Source organism: Bacillus thermozeamaize (genome assembly GCA_002159075.1).
GTDB classification, from domain to species: Bacteria; Bacillota; Bacilli; order ZCTH02-B2; family ZCTH02-B2; genus Bacillus_BB; species Bacillus_BB thermozeamaize.
In genome coordinates this window covers 1-16,130 of record LZRT01000079.1, presented here as the reverse complement: position 1 = coordinate 16,130, position 16,130 = coordinate 1, and the positions used below count along the sequence as shown (strand labels likewise).

Annotated in this window: 16 protein-coding genes and 1 pseudogene; 15 read left to right on the top strand and 2 right to left on the bottom strand. The window is 57.1% G+C overall.

Going from position 1 to position 16,130, the window contains the following annotated elements; genetic code table 11:
• Nucleotides 1–29 precede the first annotated feature (29 nt).
• The 9 genes from BAA01_08920 (at nucleotide 30) to BAA01_08880 (ending at nucleotide 6,509) form a co-directional block, all read left to right on the top strand.
• Nucleotides 30–770 carry a transcriptional regulator gene (locus tag BAA01_08920; protein ID OUM87186.1) on the top strand — a complete coding sequence of 247 codons (741 nt, stop codon included), beginning with the start codon at nucleotides 30–32 and terminating at the stop codon, nucleotides 768–770.
• Nucleotides 771–839: 69 nt separating this feature from the next.
• Nucleotides 840–1,406, top strand: a complete 567-nt coding sequence (locus BAA01_08915) for a hypothetical protein (GenBank protein ID OUM87185.1) — start codon at nucleotides 840–842, stop codon at nucleotides 1,404–1,406.
• An 82-nt stretch (nucleotides 1,407–1,488) separates the two neighbouring features.
• Nucleotides 1,489–1,995 carry a crossover junction endodeoxyribonuclease RuvC gene (locus tag BAA01_08910; GenBank protein OUM87184.1) on the top strand — a complete coding sequence of 169 codons (507 nt, stop codon included), beginning with the start codon at nucleotides 1,489–1,491 and terminating at the stop codon, nucleotides 1,993–1,995.
• Nucleotides 1,992–2,636, top strand: a complete 645-nt coding sequence (locus tag BAA01_08905; protein OUM87183.1) for a Holliday junction DNA helicase RuvA — start codon at nucleotides 1,992–1,994, stop codon at nucleotides 2,634–2,636. Before BAA01_08910 ends, BAA01_08905 begins: the two co-directional genes overlap by 4 nt.
• Nucleotides 2,637–2,715: 79 nt before the next feature.
• Nucleotides 2,716–3,726 (top strand): Holliday junction DNA helicase RuvB, encoded by a 1,011-nt coding sequence (locus tag BAA01_08900; protein ID OUM87182.1) that lies wholly within the window; start codon nucleotides 2,716–2,718, stop codon nucleotides 3,724–3,726.
• Nucleotides 3,710–3,928 (top strand): hypothetical protein, encoded by a 219-nt coding sequence (locus BAA01_08895; GenBank protein ID OUM87181.1) that lies wholly within the window; start codon nucleotides 3,710–3,712, stop codon nucleotides 3,926–3,928. Before BAA01_08900 ends, BAA01_08895 begins: the two co-directional genes overlap by 17 nt.
• Nucleotides 3,929–4,030: 102 nt before the next feature.
• On the top strand, nucleotides 4,031–5,062 hold the full coding sequence (locus tag BAA01_08890) for a tRNA preQ1(34) S-adenosylmethionine ribosyltransferase-isomerase QueA (GenBank protein OUM87180.1): 1,032 nt from the start codon (nucleotides 4,031–4,033) through the stop codon (nucleotides 5,060–5,062).
• A 20-nt stretch (nucleotides 5,063–5,082) separates the two neighbouring features.
• Nucleotides 5,083–6,222 (top strand): tRNA guanosine(34) transglycosylase Tgt, encoded by a 1,140-nt coding sequence (locus BAA01_08885; protein OUM87179.1) that lies wholly within the window; start codon nucleotides 5,083–5,085, stop codon nucleotides 6,220–6,222.
• A gap of 17 nt (nucleotides 6,223–6,239) precedes the next feature.
• A complete protein-coding gene (locus tag BAA01_08880; protein OUM87230.1) occupies nucleotides 6,240–6,509 on the top strand; it encodes a preprotein translocase subunit YajC in 270 nt (89 codons plus the stop codon).
• Between the two features lie 56 nt (nucleotides 6,510–6,565).
• Here the strand turns inward: BAA01_08880 and BAA01_08875 are convergent, their stop codons facing one another.
• Entirely contained in the window at nucleotides 6,566–6,934 is a 369-nt protein-coding gene (locus BAA01_08875; protein ID OUM87178.1) for a hypothetical protein, read from the bottom strand.
• Between the two features lie 127 nt (nucleotides 6,935–7,061).
• Between BAA01_08875 and BAA01_08870 the strand changes: the two genes are divergently transcribed.
• Both BAA01_08870 and BAA01_08865 read left to right on the top strand, forming a co-directional pair.
• Nucleotides 7,062–8,033, top strand: a complete 972-nt coding sequence (locus BAA01_08870) for a magnesium and cobalt transport protein CorA (protein OUM87177.1) — start codon at nucleotides 7,062–7,064, stop codon at nucleotides 8,031–8,033.
• Between the two features lie 109 nt (nucleotides 8,034–8,142).
• Nucleotides 8,143–8,847, top strand: a complete 705-nt coding sequence (locus BAA01_08865; GenBank protein OUM87176.1) for a hypothetical protein — start codon at nucleotides 8,143–8,145, stop codon at nucleotides 8,845–8,847.
• Nucleotides 8,848–8,853: 6 nt separating this feature from the next.
• Here BAA01_08865 and BAA01_08860 read toward each other — a convergent pair whose 3' ends face one another.
• On the bottom strand, nucleotides 8,854–10,410 hold the full coding sequence (locus tag BAA01_08860) for a stage V sporulation protein B (GenBank protein OUM87175.1): 1,557 nt from the start codon (nucleotides 10,408–10,410) through the stop codon (nucleotides 8,854–8,856).
• Nucleotides 10,411–10,651: 241 nt separating this feature from the next.
• Between BAA01_08860 and BAA01_08855 the strand changes: the two genes are divergently transcribed.
• The 4 genes and pseudogenes from BAA01_08855 to BAA01_08840 all read left to right on the top strand — a co-directional run bounded on the left by BAA01_08855 (nucleotide 10,652) and on the right by BAA01_08840 (nucleotide 16,001).
• Complete coding sequence (locus tag BAA01_08855; protein OUM87229.1) at nucleotides 10,652–10,891, top strand: hypothetical protein; 240 nt, start codon at nucleotides 10,652–10,654, stop codon at nucleotides 10,889–10,891.
• A gap of 80 nt (nucleotides 10,892–10,971) precedes the next feature.
• Nucleotides 10,972–13,105, top strand: a pseudogene (locus BAA01_08850) (hypothetical protein).
• A 27-nt stretch (nucleotides 13,106–13,132) separates the two neighbouring features.
• A complete protein-coding gene (locus BAA01_08845) occupies nucleotides 13,133–15,517 on the top strand; it encodes a single-stranded-DNA-specific exonuclease RecJ (protein OUM87174.1) in 2,385 nt (794 codons plus the stop codon).
• On the top strand, nucleotides 15,471–16,001 hold the full coding sequence (locus BAA01_08840) for an adenine phosphoribosyltransferase (protein ID OUM87173.1): 531 nt from the start codon (nucleotides 15,471–15,473) through the stop codon (nucleotides 15,999–16,001). Before BAA01_08845 ends, BAA01_08840 begins: the two co-directional genes overlap by 47 nt.
• Nucleotides 16,002–16,130 lie beyond the last annotated feature (129 nt).

The following is a 16,130-nucleotide window of genomic DNA, read 5'->3' as shown; positions in this document are numbered from 1 at the left end:
GAAGGATTGAAGGGAAGAAGGTGGAACAGATGGCCGGACACTCGAAGTGGAAAAACATCCAACACCGGAAGGGCAAGCAGGATCAACTGCGCGGGCGCCTGTTCACGAAGATTTCCCGGGAGATTTTTGTCGCCACCCGTCTGGGCGGCGGCAACCCGGACACCAACGGACGCTTGAAGGCGGCCATCCAAAAAGCGCGTGCAGCCAACATGCCGCAGGAGAACATTGAACGGACGATCAAAAAAGCGCTGGGTGAGCTGGAGGGCGTCCAGTATGAGGAGATTACATACGAGGGGTATGGTCCCGGAGGCGCGGCCGTGATGGTGGAGGTGCTGACGGACAATCGCAATCGCTCTGCCGCCGAAGTGCGCCATGTGTTTTCCAAGCGGGGCGGGAACCTCGGTGAGACGGGATGCGTGAGCTGGATGTTTGAACGCAAAGGGCTGCTGGTGGTCGACAAGGATTTTGCGGCGCATGATGAAGATGCGTTGATGATGCTGGCGCTGGAGGCCGGGGCGGAGGATTTCCGGACGGATGAAAAGGGTTATGAGATCATCACCAGCCCCGATGATTTTCAAACGGTGTATGACGCGTTGGAGAAGGAGGGATTCCGCTTTTCGACGGCGGAAGTGACCTATCTGCCGCAAAACACGGTGCACCTGACCGGGGAAGAAGCGCATAAAATGATGTTGCTGCTGGAGGCTTTGGAAGAACTGGACGACGTACAGAATGTCTACAGCAACGTGGAAATCGACGAAGGGGAAGCGTAGAGGTGTATAACCCCTCTGGCAGTGGTCATACTAGGAATAATCATCCAGCCAAAGGGGTTTGTTTTGTAGATGATCCGGAAAAACAAGCACTGGTATCTGATCATCACATTTAGTTCCATTGCAGCCATGTTGTTTGTCGGCGGATGGCTGTTGCTGTTCGGTTTTTTGAGTCCGGAACGCGGAGAGGAAACGGGCGAGACAACCGCCGTGTTTTCATCGGGGGGGCCCCTTGAGGTGATTCTGCGCCGCCATTATGTATGCGGCGAGGTGCTGGAGGAGAGGACCCTGGTGACGGCAACGGCAGAGACGGTGCGAAAGCGTTACAGCGATTGGGAAGTCGTGGAGCAAACGGACCACCGCCTGGTTTTAAGGAAAGAAGTGGAAGATTTGGCCCCCCAATGCAAGGCCAACGGCTTTTTTGGCATTACGGACGAGGGATTGATGACGCTTTTTTACGGCCCGCCTGATGAGGGGAACGTGATTCGCACCTTTTACCAGCTGGATATGGAGCGGTTGGAGTCCAGCTTGCCCAAAGAGGTGGCCCGGCAGCTGCGTGAGGGGATTCGCGTGACATCCGTCACAGAGTTTCACAGCGTTTTGTCCACCTACGCGGAATTCATCCGGTCAGATTCGTGACTGGCCCCATGACGGGTCTCTTGTGGTACAATAATCGGGACAAATGAAATGGGATACGTTATCGGAAGGATGGGCGGCATGCATGCGAATCATGGGGATTGATCCAGGTTTGGCCATTGTTGGGTACGGGATTGTGGATGAGTCACAGATGCGAATCCGCCCGGTCCAGTACGGGTGCATCCGGACGCCTGCCGAGATTTCGGTTGCCGAACGGCTGGAGAGGATTTACAAGGGGGTATCCGCGCTCATCGAAGAATATGCACCGGATTGCCTGGCAGTGGAGGAGTTGTATTTTAACCGCAACGTGACCACTGCCTTTACGGTCGGCCAGGCGCGGGGCGTCATCCTGCTGGCGGCCGTGCAGCATGGCGTGCCGGTATACGAATACACCCCATTGCAAGTCAAGCAAGGGGTGGTCGGTTACGGCCGAGCGGACAAGCAGCAGGTCCAAGAGATGGTGCAGCGGCTGCTTTCTTTGTCTGAACCGTTGCGGCCGGATGACGTGGCGGATGCCCTGGCCGTTGCGCTTTGCCACGCTTTTCGCCTGCCGTTGCTGCGCCGCGTAGGGACTGGGGTGCCGCGCGGATGATCGAATATCTGCGTGGCCGGCTGGTGGCATTGGATGACGAATCAATTGTCCTGGATGTGGGAGGAATTGGATACCGCATCTTTTGCCCGGCACCAGGACAGTTCAGGGGGTGTTCCTCTGACGATGTCATCCAGGTATATACCCACCTGCATGTGCGGGAGGATGAATGGCTGTTGTACGGCTTTGCCGAACTGGCGGAGCGGACGTTGTTCCGGCAGTTGATGACCGTGACCGGGATCGGGCCGAAAATGGCCATGGCGATCCTTGCCGCTGCCTCATCCCGCGAGATTGCTGCGGCCATTTGCCAGGCGGACTTGCCTTTTTTGACGCGCTTGCCTGGAGTCGGGAAGAAGACGGCCGAGCGTTTAATCGTGGAGCTAAAAGACAAGGTCACATCCGCCATTCCTGTGCTTGAGCCGGTGCCGGAAGGCGGCCGGAAAGGGCCGAAGCGTTTTCCGGAGGAACGGAGCCTGTGGAACGAGGTGGCGGCGGGACTTGCTTCCCTTGGATACAGGGAGGCTGAGATACGCCAGGCGCTCAGCGACTTGTCCCGTGACGGGGATCGCCTGCAGGAGCTGACGGTGGAGGAGGCTCTGCGATTGGCCCTGCAGCGGCTTGCCCGCCTTGCGATGAGAGAATAGATCATGCATGATGAGAGAATAGATCATACATTGAGGATCAGGATTCACTGAGGGTCAGGGAAGGGGAGGGGAGGGTGACTTGGAAGAGCGGATGATCACAAGCCATCTGCTCCCTGAGGATCAGGGAGTGGAGTACAGTCTGCGGCCGCGTTTTCTTTCCGAATATATCGGACAAGAGGCGCTGAAGGAAAATTTGCGCATTTTTATCGATGCGGCCAAGATGCGGCAAGAAGCGCTCGACCACGTCTTGTTGTATGGACCGCCCGGTCTGGGGAAGACCACCCTTTCCCACATTATCGCCAATGAACTGGGCGTCTCGATCCGGGTGACCTCCGGTCCGGCGATTGAACGGCCCGGGGACCTGGCGGCCATTTTGACCAACCTGCAGTACGGGGATGTCCTGTTCATTGACGAGATCCACCGCCTTCCGTCCAGCGTCGAAGAGGTGCTTTATCCGGCGATGGAGGATTACGCATTGGATATCGTGATCGGCAAAGGGCCAGGAGCGCGTTCCATTCGTTTGGACTTGCCGCCGTTTACTCTGATCGGGGCGACGACCCGGGCCGGTTTATTGTCGGCTCCCCTTCGGGATCGCTTCGGCGTGGTCAGCCGGCTCGAGTTTTATTCGGTCGACGAGCTGGTCCTGATCCTGCTTCGCTCCGCTGATTTGCTGGGCGTGCGTCTGGAAGAGGCGGCAGCGCGGGAGGTGGCATGCCGCTCGCGCGGCACGCCGCGGATTGCCAACCGCCTGTTGAAGCGGGTGCGGGATTTTGCCCAGGTGCGCGGCGATGGGTTCATCACGGCCAGCCAGGCGCGGGAGGCGCTGGGGCGGATGCAGGTGGACCGTCTCGGTCTGGATGAAGTGGACCATCGGCTGCTCAGGACGGTGATGGAAAAGTTTAACGGCGGGCCGGTCGGTCTGGAGACGATGGCTGCCGCCATTGGGGAAGATGCGCAGACCATCGAGGACGTGTATGAGCCTTATCTGCTCCAGATCGGCTTTTTAAAGCGAACTCCGCGCGGGCGGGTGCTGACGCCTGCGGCATATCACCATTTCGGGAGGCCATATCCGCATGAATCCGGTAGCTAAAATGCTGATCGCGGCCGGGGTGGTGCTGATTCTGGCGGGATTGCTCTGGCAGTTTGGGGGGAAGTTTTTGTCGCTCGGCCGCCTTCCGGGGGATATCGTCGTCGAGAAAGAAAACTTCAGCTTCTACTTCCCAATCACCACCAGCATCCTTTTGAGCATCTTGTTGACGCTGCTTTTTTCGCTTTTCCGCTTGTTTCGGTAAAGACGGCGACATGAGTGCAAGACAAGCATCACAAGGTTCGGCATGTAAACGTAAACGGCATGCAACCACTAACAAAAATGGCAGAAAAAAGGGGAAGCTGCATTGGATGTTTCACAGTTTGACTTTGATGTGCCGGAAGACTTGATTGCCCAATCCCCGCTTCCGCAGCGGGAACAGTCGCGCCTGCTCGTATTGCGCCGGCGCAGCGGAAAAATCGAGCACCGCCGCTTTCGGGAAATTGTGGAGTATCTTTCGCCCGGCGATTGCCTGGTGTTGAACCATTCGAAAGTGATTCCGGCGCGCCTGCACGGCGTGAAAGAAAGCACGGGGGCGCGGGTGGAGGTGCTCCTCTTGCACCGTCTGGACGGGGAACGGTGGGAGACGCTGGTTCGCCCGGGAAAAAAGGTGCGGGAAGAGGATTGGCTGAGCTTTGGTGACGGGCAGCTCAGGGGCCTGGTGGAGCGCCGGACAGAGGTTGGCGGACGGGTGATCCGTTTTTTTTATGAAGGGTTGTTTGAGGAAGTGTTGGATCGCCTGGGAGAAATGCCCTTGCCGCCCTATATCCGGGCCGGCCTGCCCGATCGCGGGCGCTATCAGACGGTTTATGCCAAAGAACCGGGTTCGGCGGCGGCGCCGACGGCGGGGTTGCATTTCACGGAGCAACTGCTTCAGGAATTGAAGGAACGCGGAGTGGAACAGGCTTTTTTGACCTTGCACGTCGGACTGGGGACGTTTCGCCCTGTCACTGTCGAGCGGGTGGAGGAACACCGTATGCATGCCGAGTATTATGAACTGGGAGAAGAGGCGGCCGCCCTGATCCGCCGGACAAAACAACGGGGCGGCCGCGTGGTGGCGGTAGGGACCACCTCCTGCCGGACGCTGGAATGGATCGCCCGGAAGTTTCAAGGGGAAATCCGCGCCGACCGGGGATGGACCGATCTGTTCATCTATCCAGGGTATGCGTTTCGGGCGATTGACGGCCTGATCACCAATTTTCACCTGCCCCGTTCCACCCTGGTCATGCTGGTGAGCGCTTTTGCCGGCATGGAACAGACGCGCAGGGCGTATGAAGAAGCGATACGTGAACGATACCGGTTCTACAGCTTCGGGGACGCGATGCTGATCATCGATTGAAGGTCAAAGGAGTCGAGACGGTGTCTGCAATACGTTACGAACTGATCAAAACCTGCAAACAGACCGGTGCCCGCCTGGGACGGTTGCATACGCCGCATGGAACTTTCGAGACCCCCCTGTTTATGCCGGTGGGAACGCAGGCGTCGGTCAAGGCGATGAGCCCCGAGGAATTGAAAGAGATTGGCGCGGGCGTGATCCTGAGCAACACCTACCACCTGTTTTTGCGTCCGGGACATGAGTTGGTGGAGAAGGCGGGCGGACTGCACCGTTTCATGAACTGGGATCGGGCCATTTTGACGGACAGCGGCGGCTTCCAGGTATTCAGCCTCAGCAAATTGCGGGACATCCAGGAGGAAGGCGTGACGTTCCGCTCGCACTTGAGCGGCGAAAAGCTGTTTATCAGCCCGGAAAAGGCCATTGCCATACAAAATGCCCTCGGGGCCGATATCATCATGGCGTTTGACGAATGCGCCCCATACCCGGCAGACGAAAGATACATCAAGGACTCCCTGGAACGGACCACCCGCTGGGCAGAGCGGTGCCTGAAAGCCCACCAAAAGCCCGGGACACAGGCGCTGTTCGGGATTGTCCAAGGCGGGATGTATCCCCATTTGCGCAAGGAGAGCGCACGCCAGTTGGTGGCGCTGGATTTCCCCGGGTATGCGGTAGGGGGATTGAGCGTGGGAGAACCCAAATCGCTGATGTATCAGATCCTGGAGGAGACGGTTCCCTTGTTGCCCGCCGACCGTCCGCGCTACCTGATGGGAGTGGGTTCTCCCGACGCTCTGATCGAAGGGGTGATCCGCGGCATTGACATGTTTGACTGCGTGTTGCCCACCCGGATCGCCCGGAATGGCACGGTGATGACCAGCCAAGGACGGCTGGTGATCCGAAATGCCCAATATGCCGAGGATTTCCGGCCGCTGGATCCGGATTGTGACTGTTATGCCTGCCGCCATTACACACGGGCGTACATTCGGCATCTGATCAAAGCGGGTGAAATATTCGGAATTCGATTGACGACTTATCATAACCTGTATTTTTTGGTACAATTGATGCGTGTTGTCCGTGAAGCCATCCGGCATGATGCGCTTCTGGATTTTCGGAATGACTTTTTTGCCCGCTACGGGATTGAACATCCGGATGACCGCGGTTTTTAGAGGGGGTGAATGTGGAGATGGATTCGCTGGCTGCGTTTTTACCGCTAATTTTGATGTTGGTGGTGTTTTACTTTCTGCTGATTCGCCCGCAACAAAAACGCCAGAAAGAGCGGATGGCCATGTTGGATGCCCTGAAGAAGGGAGATAAGGTGATCACCATTGGGGGGCTTCATGGCACGATTGTCGATCTCAATGATGATCAAGTGGTGTTGCGTGTCAACGAAAATACGAAGCTGACCTTTGAGCGCCATGCGGTCAACACGGTCGTGCAAAAGCAGGGCGAATAAAAGATTGTTACATAGTGAACCAAAAAGTCGTGGCCAAACCACGACTTTTTTGCCCATTACCGGCTGGCGTTGATCCCGAAAGCGCCGCCGAGGGTGCCCAGACAGACCGCCGCGGTCAGATACAGGAGCGCTTCCAGGCCGATTTTCAAATCAAATGCGAGAAAACCGATGATCAGCATGACAAGCGCGTAACCAAGGCCGCTCATCGCCCCGCTGAGCCAGCCTCTGGCCTCGGATCGGCGGCCGGCGATAAATCCCCCGCAGAGCAAAGCAATCCCGTTGACCAGGAACATGGCCACGGGTACATGCGACTCTTGCAGGGGAGTCCACTCCAAGAGCAGGGCCAGGATCAAGGAGCCGGCCAAGACCAGAATGACCGTGTACATGATTCCAGACAGCATGGATGAGACAGGACCGCGTTCCATGCGACCACCTCCATTGGTTTGTGTCCCGGTTGTCCGCGTGCTTAATGCATTCTTATGCGCTGGTGAGTCAAGTTTATGAGTGAAATGAGATCAGGATAAACCGTGTCGGCAAAAGGGGAGACCCGCCTTGATTAAAACGTACTTTTACAATCACTCGGAACAGCGGATGGAACATGACGTCAATCTGGAGGAACTGGACAAGCTTTTGCAGTCTCCGGACGATCTGCTTTGGATCGACCTCTATGATGTGGGGGGCGATGAGCTCCAATATATCGCCAAACTGTTCAATTTCCATCCTCTGGCGATTGAAGATTGCCTGCACATCAGTCCGCGGGCCAAGGTGGACCGGTATGATGATTATTATTTTTTTGTGGTTCACGCGTTGCGTTACAACGAGGAAAGTGATGATGAGATTACCACTTCCGAACTGAACATCTTTCTTGGGCCCAATTATCTGGTGACGATTCATCGCCACCGCTTGCAGCCGATTGGCAGGCTGGCTGCGATTTGCTTAAAAAGCGTCGATTACATGAACAAAGGAGCCGATTATTTGCTCTACAGCATTGTCGACGGGATCACGGACGAATACTTTCCGATCATGGACCGGTTGAGCATCCGGGTTGATGAACTGGAAGATGAGATGTTCGGCCAGGATCTGGAGGAGATTATTGACGAATTTCTGGCGCTCAAGCGCACCCTGATCCTGATTCGCCGCGTCATCCTGCCGCAACGACGGATTTTCGCCATCACCAATGGGCAGTTTCAGTTTCCCGTGCAGGAAGAAAATATCCCTTATTTTATCGATTTGATGGATCATTTGGAGCGTTTGACGGATTCCACAGAAACATTTCGCGATCTTGTAAACGGCGCATTGGAAACTTACTCCTCCTTCGCGACGGCCAAAACCAACGAGATCATGCGTCTGTTGACCATCATCTCGACCATTGTCCTGCCCCTGTCCTTTGTCACCGGCATTTTCGGGATGAACGTCGTCATCCCGTACGCGGAAACGGCTTGGTCGTTGTGGGTGATTCTTGGGGGCATGCTGCTGATGACGCTGGGAATGATCTTCTGGTTCAAGCGAAAGGGTTGGATATAGCGGGCTGGAAGCGGATTGGTTGCACTTGTCAGGCATACTTTCCAGATGTGGGCTGACACTACAGGTAGTCGCTTCGGTGGGTCAACTGGCAAAGGAGGTTTTCACACCGATGGAAGATTGGGTCAGCCTTTTTTTGCGCACGCTGTTTATCTACTTTTTTATTTTGGTGATGATGCGGTTGATGGGAGCCAGGGAGATCGCCAAGCTGACAGTCTTCGATCTGGTCGTCTCGATCATGATTGCGGAAATGGGATCCATCGTAGTGGAGCAAAACAAGCCGCTGTTGGATGCGATCATCCCCATCACGACCCTGGTGCTGACCCAGGTGCTGCTTGCCTATGTCTTTATGAAGAGCAAGCGGATTCGCGACATCGTCGATGGCAAGCCGGCGGTGCTGATTGCCGGCGGGAACATTCGGGAGAAGGAGATGGCCAGGCAACGCTACAATCTGGATGATCTCCTCAGCCAGTTGCGTGAAAACCAGATCTTTGACCTTTCTGAGGTGGAGCTGGCGATTCTGGAACCTTCCGGCAAGTTGAACGTGTTGCCCAAGCCGGGAAAACAGCCGCTTGTCCGCGAGGATCTAAACCTGGAGTTGTCTCATGAAGGCCTCGCCATCCCGCTGATCATGGACGGCCGTGTCCTGGACAAAAATTTGGAGCGCATCGGCCAGAACCGCTTTTGGCTCAAGGAACAGGTGCGTGCAAAGGGCTGCAAGGACTTCAAGGAGGTGTTTTTCGCCAGCATCGACGGGCAGGGAAAGTTGCACGTGGACCCGCGAGATCGGGATCAGCCTCCCCATCATGACCTCTGACAACAGTCACATCCACCGTGACAGGAGCGGACCCACCCAGGGCAGCCGGTAGAGATCTTCCCGTCCAATCATGCCGGTCATCACGAGGCAGATCAGGTAGCTTGCAAGCGAAAGGGCCAAAAGGAGAACCAGCTGCGGCAAGGGGGAAAGGTGATCGGTCAGGGGGTAAAGCGCATAGAGGAAAAATCCCATCACGGCGCAGCCCAACCCTACTTTGAGAAAATCTGTCCCCTGAATGACCCAGCCGACGCGCCGGGTGACGCTGAGCAGATGGAGAATGGTCACGCTGGCAAAGGACAAAACGATGGCAACGGCCACGCCCGTAATGCCAAGTGCCGGCTGGGTAGCCAGCAAAAGAATGGCCACTAACTTCAAAGCGGCGCCGATAAAGGAATTGATCATGGCCGGCCGCGCCTGTCCGAGGCCTTGCAAGGTGGCATTGAGGGGCCCTTGATAATACAGAAAGAGGGAAAAGGGGGCCATCATTTGCAGGATCTTGCCTATTTCAGGTTCCCCGTATAACCAGGCGCAAATCGGTTCCGCCAGGATGGTCAGCAACAGCGAAAAAGGAGTGCCGACGACCAGCGCCAGCCTCATCGACTGATGGACGCGCTGCCGGATGCGCTCCACTTTGTGAAAAGCGGCCAGTTCGGATACGGCCGGCACCAGAGAGACGGACAAGGCATACGTCAGCACCGTGGGAAAAAGAAGAAGCGGAATCGCCATGCCCGCCAGCTCCCCGTACATCCGGGTGGCCTGCGTGTAGGCAAAACCGGCGATCGCCAGGCTTTGGGCGACCAGGATCGGTTCAAAAAAGTAGGAAACGGTTCCCACCATTCGGCTGGCTGTGATGGGTGTGCTGAGCCGCAGGAGGCCGGACAGCGTTGCCGCTTTTTCTGCCGGGGCCAGCGGCGGAACGCGCGTTGCTTTGGCTGAGGCGCGGGATGCATGGTATTGCCAGAGGAGGATGCACAACCCGCACAATTCTCCGCCGACCATTCCCAGCATGGCGCCGGCCGTGGCGTAAGCGATGCCATAAGGCAACAGGTGCCAGGCAATCCAAATGCTCAAGGCGATCCTTGCCAGTTGTTCGATGATCACGGAAGCGGCGGACGGGATCATGTTTTGCCGCCCTTGAAAATATCCGCGATAAATGGAAGAAATGCCCACGATCGGCAAAACCGGGATCATCGCCAGGATCACGATGTACGAACGCGGATCATTCAACAGCTGTGCAAGCCAGGAAGCCCCCAGGAACATCAGCAGCAGGCCGAACAGACTAAGCCCCAGGATGATCGAAAAGCTTCTGCGCATGATGAAGCCGATGCGGGCCTGATCCCCGCGTGCTTCCGCTTCAGCCACCAGCTTGGCGATGGCGACGGGAAACCCGGCCGTCACGAGGGTGATGGCCACGGTCATCGTCGGATAAGCCATCTGGTATAACCCCATCCCCTCTGCGCCGATGATCCGCGACAACAGGATGCGGTAAACAAAGCCGAGCACGCGCGTGATGAAGCTGGCGATCAGGATGATCAGCGTCCCTTTTAAAAACGTTTGCCGCATGTCAGTCCCTCTTTCCCGATTCCTCAAGGACAACCATTTGATACCAAGCTATGCATGACAGGCAGGATTTTATCCCGGGATGTGGAATAAAAACGGTAAGCAGTTTTGGGAAGGAGCGACATCCATGAGAGCAGAAGATGAACGAGGCGGCTCATCCGCTCATGTGCCGGGGCACGAACCGCCAGCTGCGGATCCGCAGGAAGCAAACGACGAGCGGCAGAATGAGCAGGATGCGGAGGATGTGGAGCAACGCCTGGAAGAGCTGCGGGAGCAGCTGGCCCCCTTGTGCCGGAGCAAGGCGGAGGAAATGGCGTTGTGGGGGTATGACCAGGTGGATCCGGATCTGATCTGGAAAGTTGCGGCTGAAGATGTGCGAAAAAAAAGAACTCTGAAAATCCATCAAGTGGCCAATGCCATCCTTTCCATGAAGCCCAATCGGCTCATGGATTACTTAATGAAAGAAATGTACCGGAAGAAATGAACCGGCCATCCAGGTCAGATTGACATCCTTTTTTTGTCCACGGTACAATGAATCTGTTGGACAAAAGGAGGGCATTGTGGATGAGGTTGCACGTGGGAAGGGCACTCTTGCTCCTTGTTCTCTTGGCAGCCGTGTTTGGCGTGATGATCGGGACAACCCCCTGGGTCTTGGGCGGAATCACACTCGGCCTGGACCTGCAAGGGGGGTTTGAAATTTTGTACCAAGTTCAGCCCGTCACTTCGGGCCAGAAGGTGACGGCCGACACCATCTCCCAGACCATCGCGGCGCTCGAGCGGCGGATCAACGTGATCGGCGTGGCGGAGCCCATCATTTATCCGGAGGGCAAGGATCGGATCCGTGTCCAGCTGGCTGGTGTCCAGGATCAGGATAAGGCACGGGAGATCCTCGGGAAGCCGGCCCGCCTGACGTTTCGCGACATGGAGACGGGAGAGGTTCTCCTCTCCGGCGCGGACTTGGTGGAAGGCGGAGCCAGCGCCGTTTTTGATAAATACAATCGGCCCATTGTTCAGGTGAAGCTGAAGGACGGGGAAAAGTTCGCCAGGATTACCGGCGAGTACATCGGCAAGCCCATCGGAATTTTTCTCGACGAAGAACTGATCACCGCACCGGTCGTGAACGAACGGATTACAGGTGGTGTTGCCACGATCACCGGTCAGCGGGACATGGCAGAAGCGCAGGAATTGGCCAGCCTCTTGAACGCCGGTGCCCTGCCGGTGAACCTGATCGAACTGCAGGCGCAGAGTGTGGGCGCCACCTTGGGGCAGCGTTCCCTGGAGCAAGGGATTTGGGCAGGCGTCGTGGGCGGCGTGATCGTCCTGGCATTCATGCTTCTCTACTACCGTCTGCCCGGTCTGGTGGCCAATATTTCGCTCTTGATTAATACCTATTTGCTGCTCTTGTTGTTCCAACTGCTGGGCGTGACATTGACGTTGGCCGGAATCGCCGCCTTCATCCTGGGGCTTGGGATGGCGGTGGACGCCAATATCCTCACGGCCGAGCGGATCAAGGAGGAGATCCGAGGCGGCAAGAGCATTCCTTCCGCGATTCGGGCCGGTTCCCGCCGGGCATTGGTGACGATTTTGGATGCCAATATCACCACCGTGGTGGCTGCCCTGGTGATCTTCTACCTCGGGTCAGGCTCCATCCGCGGTTTCGCGACCACCCTGATCTTGAGCATCGCCCTCAGCATCGTAACCAATGTCTGGCTATCCCGCATTCTGCTGCGCCAGGCGGTTCAGGCAGGGATTGGCGCAAAGCCGTGGTATTTCGGCGTGAAGGAGGCAGAGATCCGTGAACTTTGATTTGGATTTTGTAAAATATTGGAAGATCTACTTCCTGATTTCCGGGATTATCCTGCTCATTGGGGTGATTGCCCTTCCCATTCTCGGTCTGAACCTGGGGGTGGATTTCGAGGGGGGATCGCGTCTTGACATCTATCTGGGAAAACCCGTCAAACAGGAGGAGATCACCTCTTTCATGAAAGCGCAGGGCCTCACCCCCAGCACGACGCAAGTGGCCGGGGAAAAGGGCGATTATGTGATCATGCGGTTTACGGAAGAGATCGGCCGGGAAAAGCTGGCCGACCTGCGCCAGGCACTCATCAAGGCCTATGGGGATAAGGCCAACATCCAGGAGAGCACGGTGGATTCGACTTTTGCCCGCGAACTGGCGTATAAAGCCATCATCGGTGTGCTGGTGGCTTCGGTCGGGATCGCCATTTACGTGATGGTCCGCTTTGAGTACCGCTTTGCGGTGGCGGCGCTGATTTCGTTGTTCCACGATGCCCTGATGGTGGTCGTGTTTTTCTCGCTGTTCCGCATTGAGGTGGATCTCACGTTTATCGTGGCGGTGCTGACCGTGGTGGGGTATTCGATCAATGACACGATTGTCATCTTTGACCGGATCCGGGAAAACATGAAGACGGCCAAACTCAAGCAAGTCGAGGATTATCATAAACTGGTGAATGAGAGCATTCGCCAGACGCTGGCCCGCTCCGTCAATACGCTCCTCACCGTCGTGATCATGGCGGCTGCCTTGTACGTCTTCGGGCCGGACAGCATCCGCAATTTCTCGCTGGCCATGTTGATCGGGCTCATCAGCGGCGGTTATTCCTCCATTTTCATTGCCAGCCAGATCTGGTTCTTGTGGCGAAGCCGTGATCTTCTGAAGCGCAAACGTCTGGCGGCATCCTGAGAGGCAAGAGGCGACTGGAACACCATTTTGCCAAACGGGAAAGGAGGACTTTCCATTTTACCCGCCAGAACGCGTTGGATTCGACGTTTTCAGGAAGCGGATGAAACGCAGGGCTCCTCCGTTTTCCCTTCCTTTCAGCTTCATCCGCTGGTGGAGCGCCTGCTCGTCATGCGGGGACTGGACACGCCGGAAAAAATCGCGGCTTTCCTCCATCCTGCCAAGGAGAATCTGGGCGACCCGTTTTTGCTCAAGGGAATGGCGGAAGCGGTGGAGCTGATCCGGCGGGCTGTCGCCTGCGGGCAGAAAATCGCGGTTTACGGCGATTACGATGCCGACGGGGTGACCAGTACGGCGCTGATGGTTCGGACGTTGCGGATGTTGGGCGCCAGTGTGGAGGCATATATCCCTGATCGTTTCCGCGAGGGCTACGGGCTTCACGCCGAAGCCCTCTGCGAGCTGGCAAGACGGGGAACCCGGCTGCTTGTCACCGTGGATACCGGCATCAGCAGCGTCGAAGAGGCGGACATGGCGTCCCGCCTGGGGATGACCGTGATCATCACCGATCACCATCAGCCGCCGCCGGAACTGCCGCAGGCGGATGCCTTGATTAATCCGAAGCAACCCGGCTGCCCTTATCCCTTCAAGCAACTGGCGGGCGTTGGCGTGGCGCTGAAAGTGGCGCAAGCCCTGTTGGATGAGGTGCCGCCCGAGTTGCTGCAGCTGGCTGCCGTGGGAACAATCAGCGATTTGATGCCCCTTGTGGATGAGAATCGGGTGTTGGTTGCTCTCGGATTGCAGCAGTTGAACCGCCAGCCGCTACCCGGAATTCAGGCATTGGCCAGACAAGCCGGCTTTCGGGGAGAATGGAACAGTGAGGCGATTGGGTTTATTCTTGGCCCCCGGTTGAATGCGGCCGGCCGGCTCGCGCACGCCATGGAGGCTTACCGGTTGTTGATGGCCGAAAACGAGGAAGCAGCTGGCGAAGCCGCCCTCCGGCTGGAACAACTGAACCGCCAGCGTCAACAACTGGTGGAGCAGGTGTTCCGGGAGGCAGAGCAGCAGCTGGTTGAGCAAGACATGGCCAGAGCACTTCCCCCCGGCAGCGCGTCCGGCTATGTGCTGGCAAGCGCGTCGTGGCATGCCGGCGTCATCGGGATTGCCGCCGCGCGTCTCGTCGAAAAGTACCATCGCCCCTTCATTTTGCTGAGCGTGGAGGAGGAATCGGGGCTGGCCAAGGGTTCCGGGCGGGGCGTCGATGGGCTGGATCTGTACCAGGTGCTCTTGTCCTGCAGCCAATGGCTGGAGAAGTTCGGCGGCCACCAGCAGGCAGCCGGGATGACGCTGCAGGCTTCCCGGATTGCCGGCTTTCGGGACGCTTTTGTGGAAGAGGTGGGGCGGCGTCTTGCAGATGCGGACACGCAGCCCCGCACGGAGGTGGAGATGTTCTGTCCGCTGGAGGCGGTTGATCTCTCCCTTGTGGAGGATCTGCGGCGGCTGGAGCCGTTCGGGCCGGGAAATCCCAGGCCGATCCTTTACTTTGGGCCTGTCAGCGTCGCGGAGGCGCGGCCGCTGGGAAAAGAAGGCAACCACCTGAAGCTGGCCCTGCGCGGCAAGGATGGCAGAATGGTGGAGGCCGTCGGGTTTCACTGTCCCGACTGGGTGCAACGGATTGCCTCAGGTTCCCGGGCTTATGTCATCGGCAGTCTGGGCACAAGCGAGTGGAACGGCATCCGCAGGCCGCAGATTCTCCTGAAGGATGTGCTGATCCGGCACCGCCAGGTGTTCGACTGGCGCAGAACGCCGGAGAAAGCGGAACAGGCATGTTCTTCGGATGCTTCGGGAGAGCGTTTTTTCTTTTCATTTCAAGAGATGCCCGCTGCTGACAGCGCTTTCTCCGAAGTGACCGACCTGGTCCTGATGGATGTGCCCGTCTCACGCGGGCAACTCTTAGAGGCGATCCGGCGTTTTCCCAACATGCAGCGCCTGTACTGCGTCTTTCGCCGCACCCATGCGCCCCCGCTGCCGCAAAGGCAGCACTTCGTCGAGGTGTTTCGCTGGATGCAAAGGCACCGCCAGTTTCACCGCGCACATATCGAACAATTTGCGGCCAGGCTGGGCCTTGTAGCAGAGCAAACATCCCTGGTGCTTCGCGTGTTCAAAGAGTTGGGGCTGCTCCTGCCGGTCGCCACGCACGTGTACCGCCTGCAACAGGCGCAGCGGCAAAGCAGGCTTGAAAATTCCGTTTCTTACCTGGAAGCGCTGGAACGGGAAAAGATGGCGCAGTTTCTCCATTCACTGACATCCCTTCAGTTGCAACAGTTTTTTTATCGGCTGTTTGAGTTTGAAAAAAGGGGGACGACACAGCATGTCCAAGAAACCGACGCAATTGATCGAGAAAATCAGAGTGATTGAGGATTTTCCGCAGCCGGGGGTGAGCTTCAAGGATATTACCACCTTGCTGAAGGATGGCCCCAGCTTTCGCCAGGCGATCGATCAGATTGCAGAACATGTGCGAAGCCTGCAGGCGGACGTGATCGTCGGGCCCGAGGCGCGGGGATTTGTGATTGGCGCACCGGTGGCCTATGCGCTGGGCATTGGGTTTGTACCGATTCGCAAGGCCGGGAAACTGCCGGCTGAGACAATCGAGGCTTCCTATGATCTGGAGTATGGCACCGATCGCTTGGGTATCCACCGCGACGCCATTCAGCCGGGTCAGCGCGTGGTCATCGTGGATGACCTGTTGGCGACGGGCGGCACCATCTCTACGGCGATTCAGTTGGTGGAACAGCTGCAGGGAGAGATTGTGGGCCTGGCTTTCCTGATCGAGCTGTGTTACCTCAAGGGACGCGAAAAGTTGTCGCGCTATCCCGTCTTTTCGCTGGTACAGTACGACTGACTGTCCGTGTCAACCCATATAAAAATCTTACCGAAGACGGAATAGATCACTCATTTGAAAATCTAACCCAACATTCACCTCAAAGAGGTATACTTGGGTGGCTTGCCCTTACTGACCATGACCTTCCTC

Excerpts from the sequence above, each read along its gene's own strand:
- BAA01_08920 (OUM87186.1), top strand. The coding sequence starts at position 30 with ATGGCCGGACACTCGAAGTGGAAAAACATCCAACACCGGAAGGGCAAG.
- BAA01_08915 (OUM87185.1), top strand. The coding sequence starts at position 840 with ATGATCCGGAAAAACAAGCACTGGTATCTGATCATCACATTTAGTTCC.
- BAA01_08910 (OUM87184.1), top strand. The coding sequence starts at position 1,489 with ATGCGAATCATGGGGATTGATCCAGGTTTGGCCATTGTTGGGTACGGG.
- BAA01_08905 (OUM87183.1), top strand. The coding sequence starts at position 1,992 with ATGATCGAATATCTGCGTGGCCGGCTGGTGGCATTGGATGACGAATCA.
- BAA01_08895 (OUM87181.1), top strand. The coding sequence starts at position 3,710 with ATGAATCCGGTAGCTAAAATGCTGATCGCGGCCGGGGTGGTGCTGATT.
- BAA01_08880 (OUM87230.1), top strand. The coding sequence starts at position 6,240 with ATGGATTCGCTGGCTGCGTTTTTACCGCTAATTTTGATGTTGGTGGTG.
- BAA01_08875 (OUM87178.1), bottom strand. The coding sequence starts at position 6,934 with ATGGAACGCGGTCCTGTCTCATCCATGCTGTCTGGAATCATGTACACG.
- BAA01_08865 (OUM87176.1), top strand. The coding sequence starts at position 8,143 with ATGGAAGATTGGGTCAGCCTTTTTTTGCGCACGCTGTTTATCTACTTT.
- BAA01_08860 (OUM87175.1), bottom strand. The coding sequence starts at position 10,410 with ATGCGGCAAACGTTTTTAAAAGGGACGCTGATCATCCTGATCGCCAGC.
- BAA01_08840 (OUM87173.1), top strand. The coding sequence starts at position 15,471 with ATGTCCAAGAAACCGACGCAATTGATCGAGAAAATCAGAGTGATTGAG.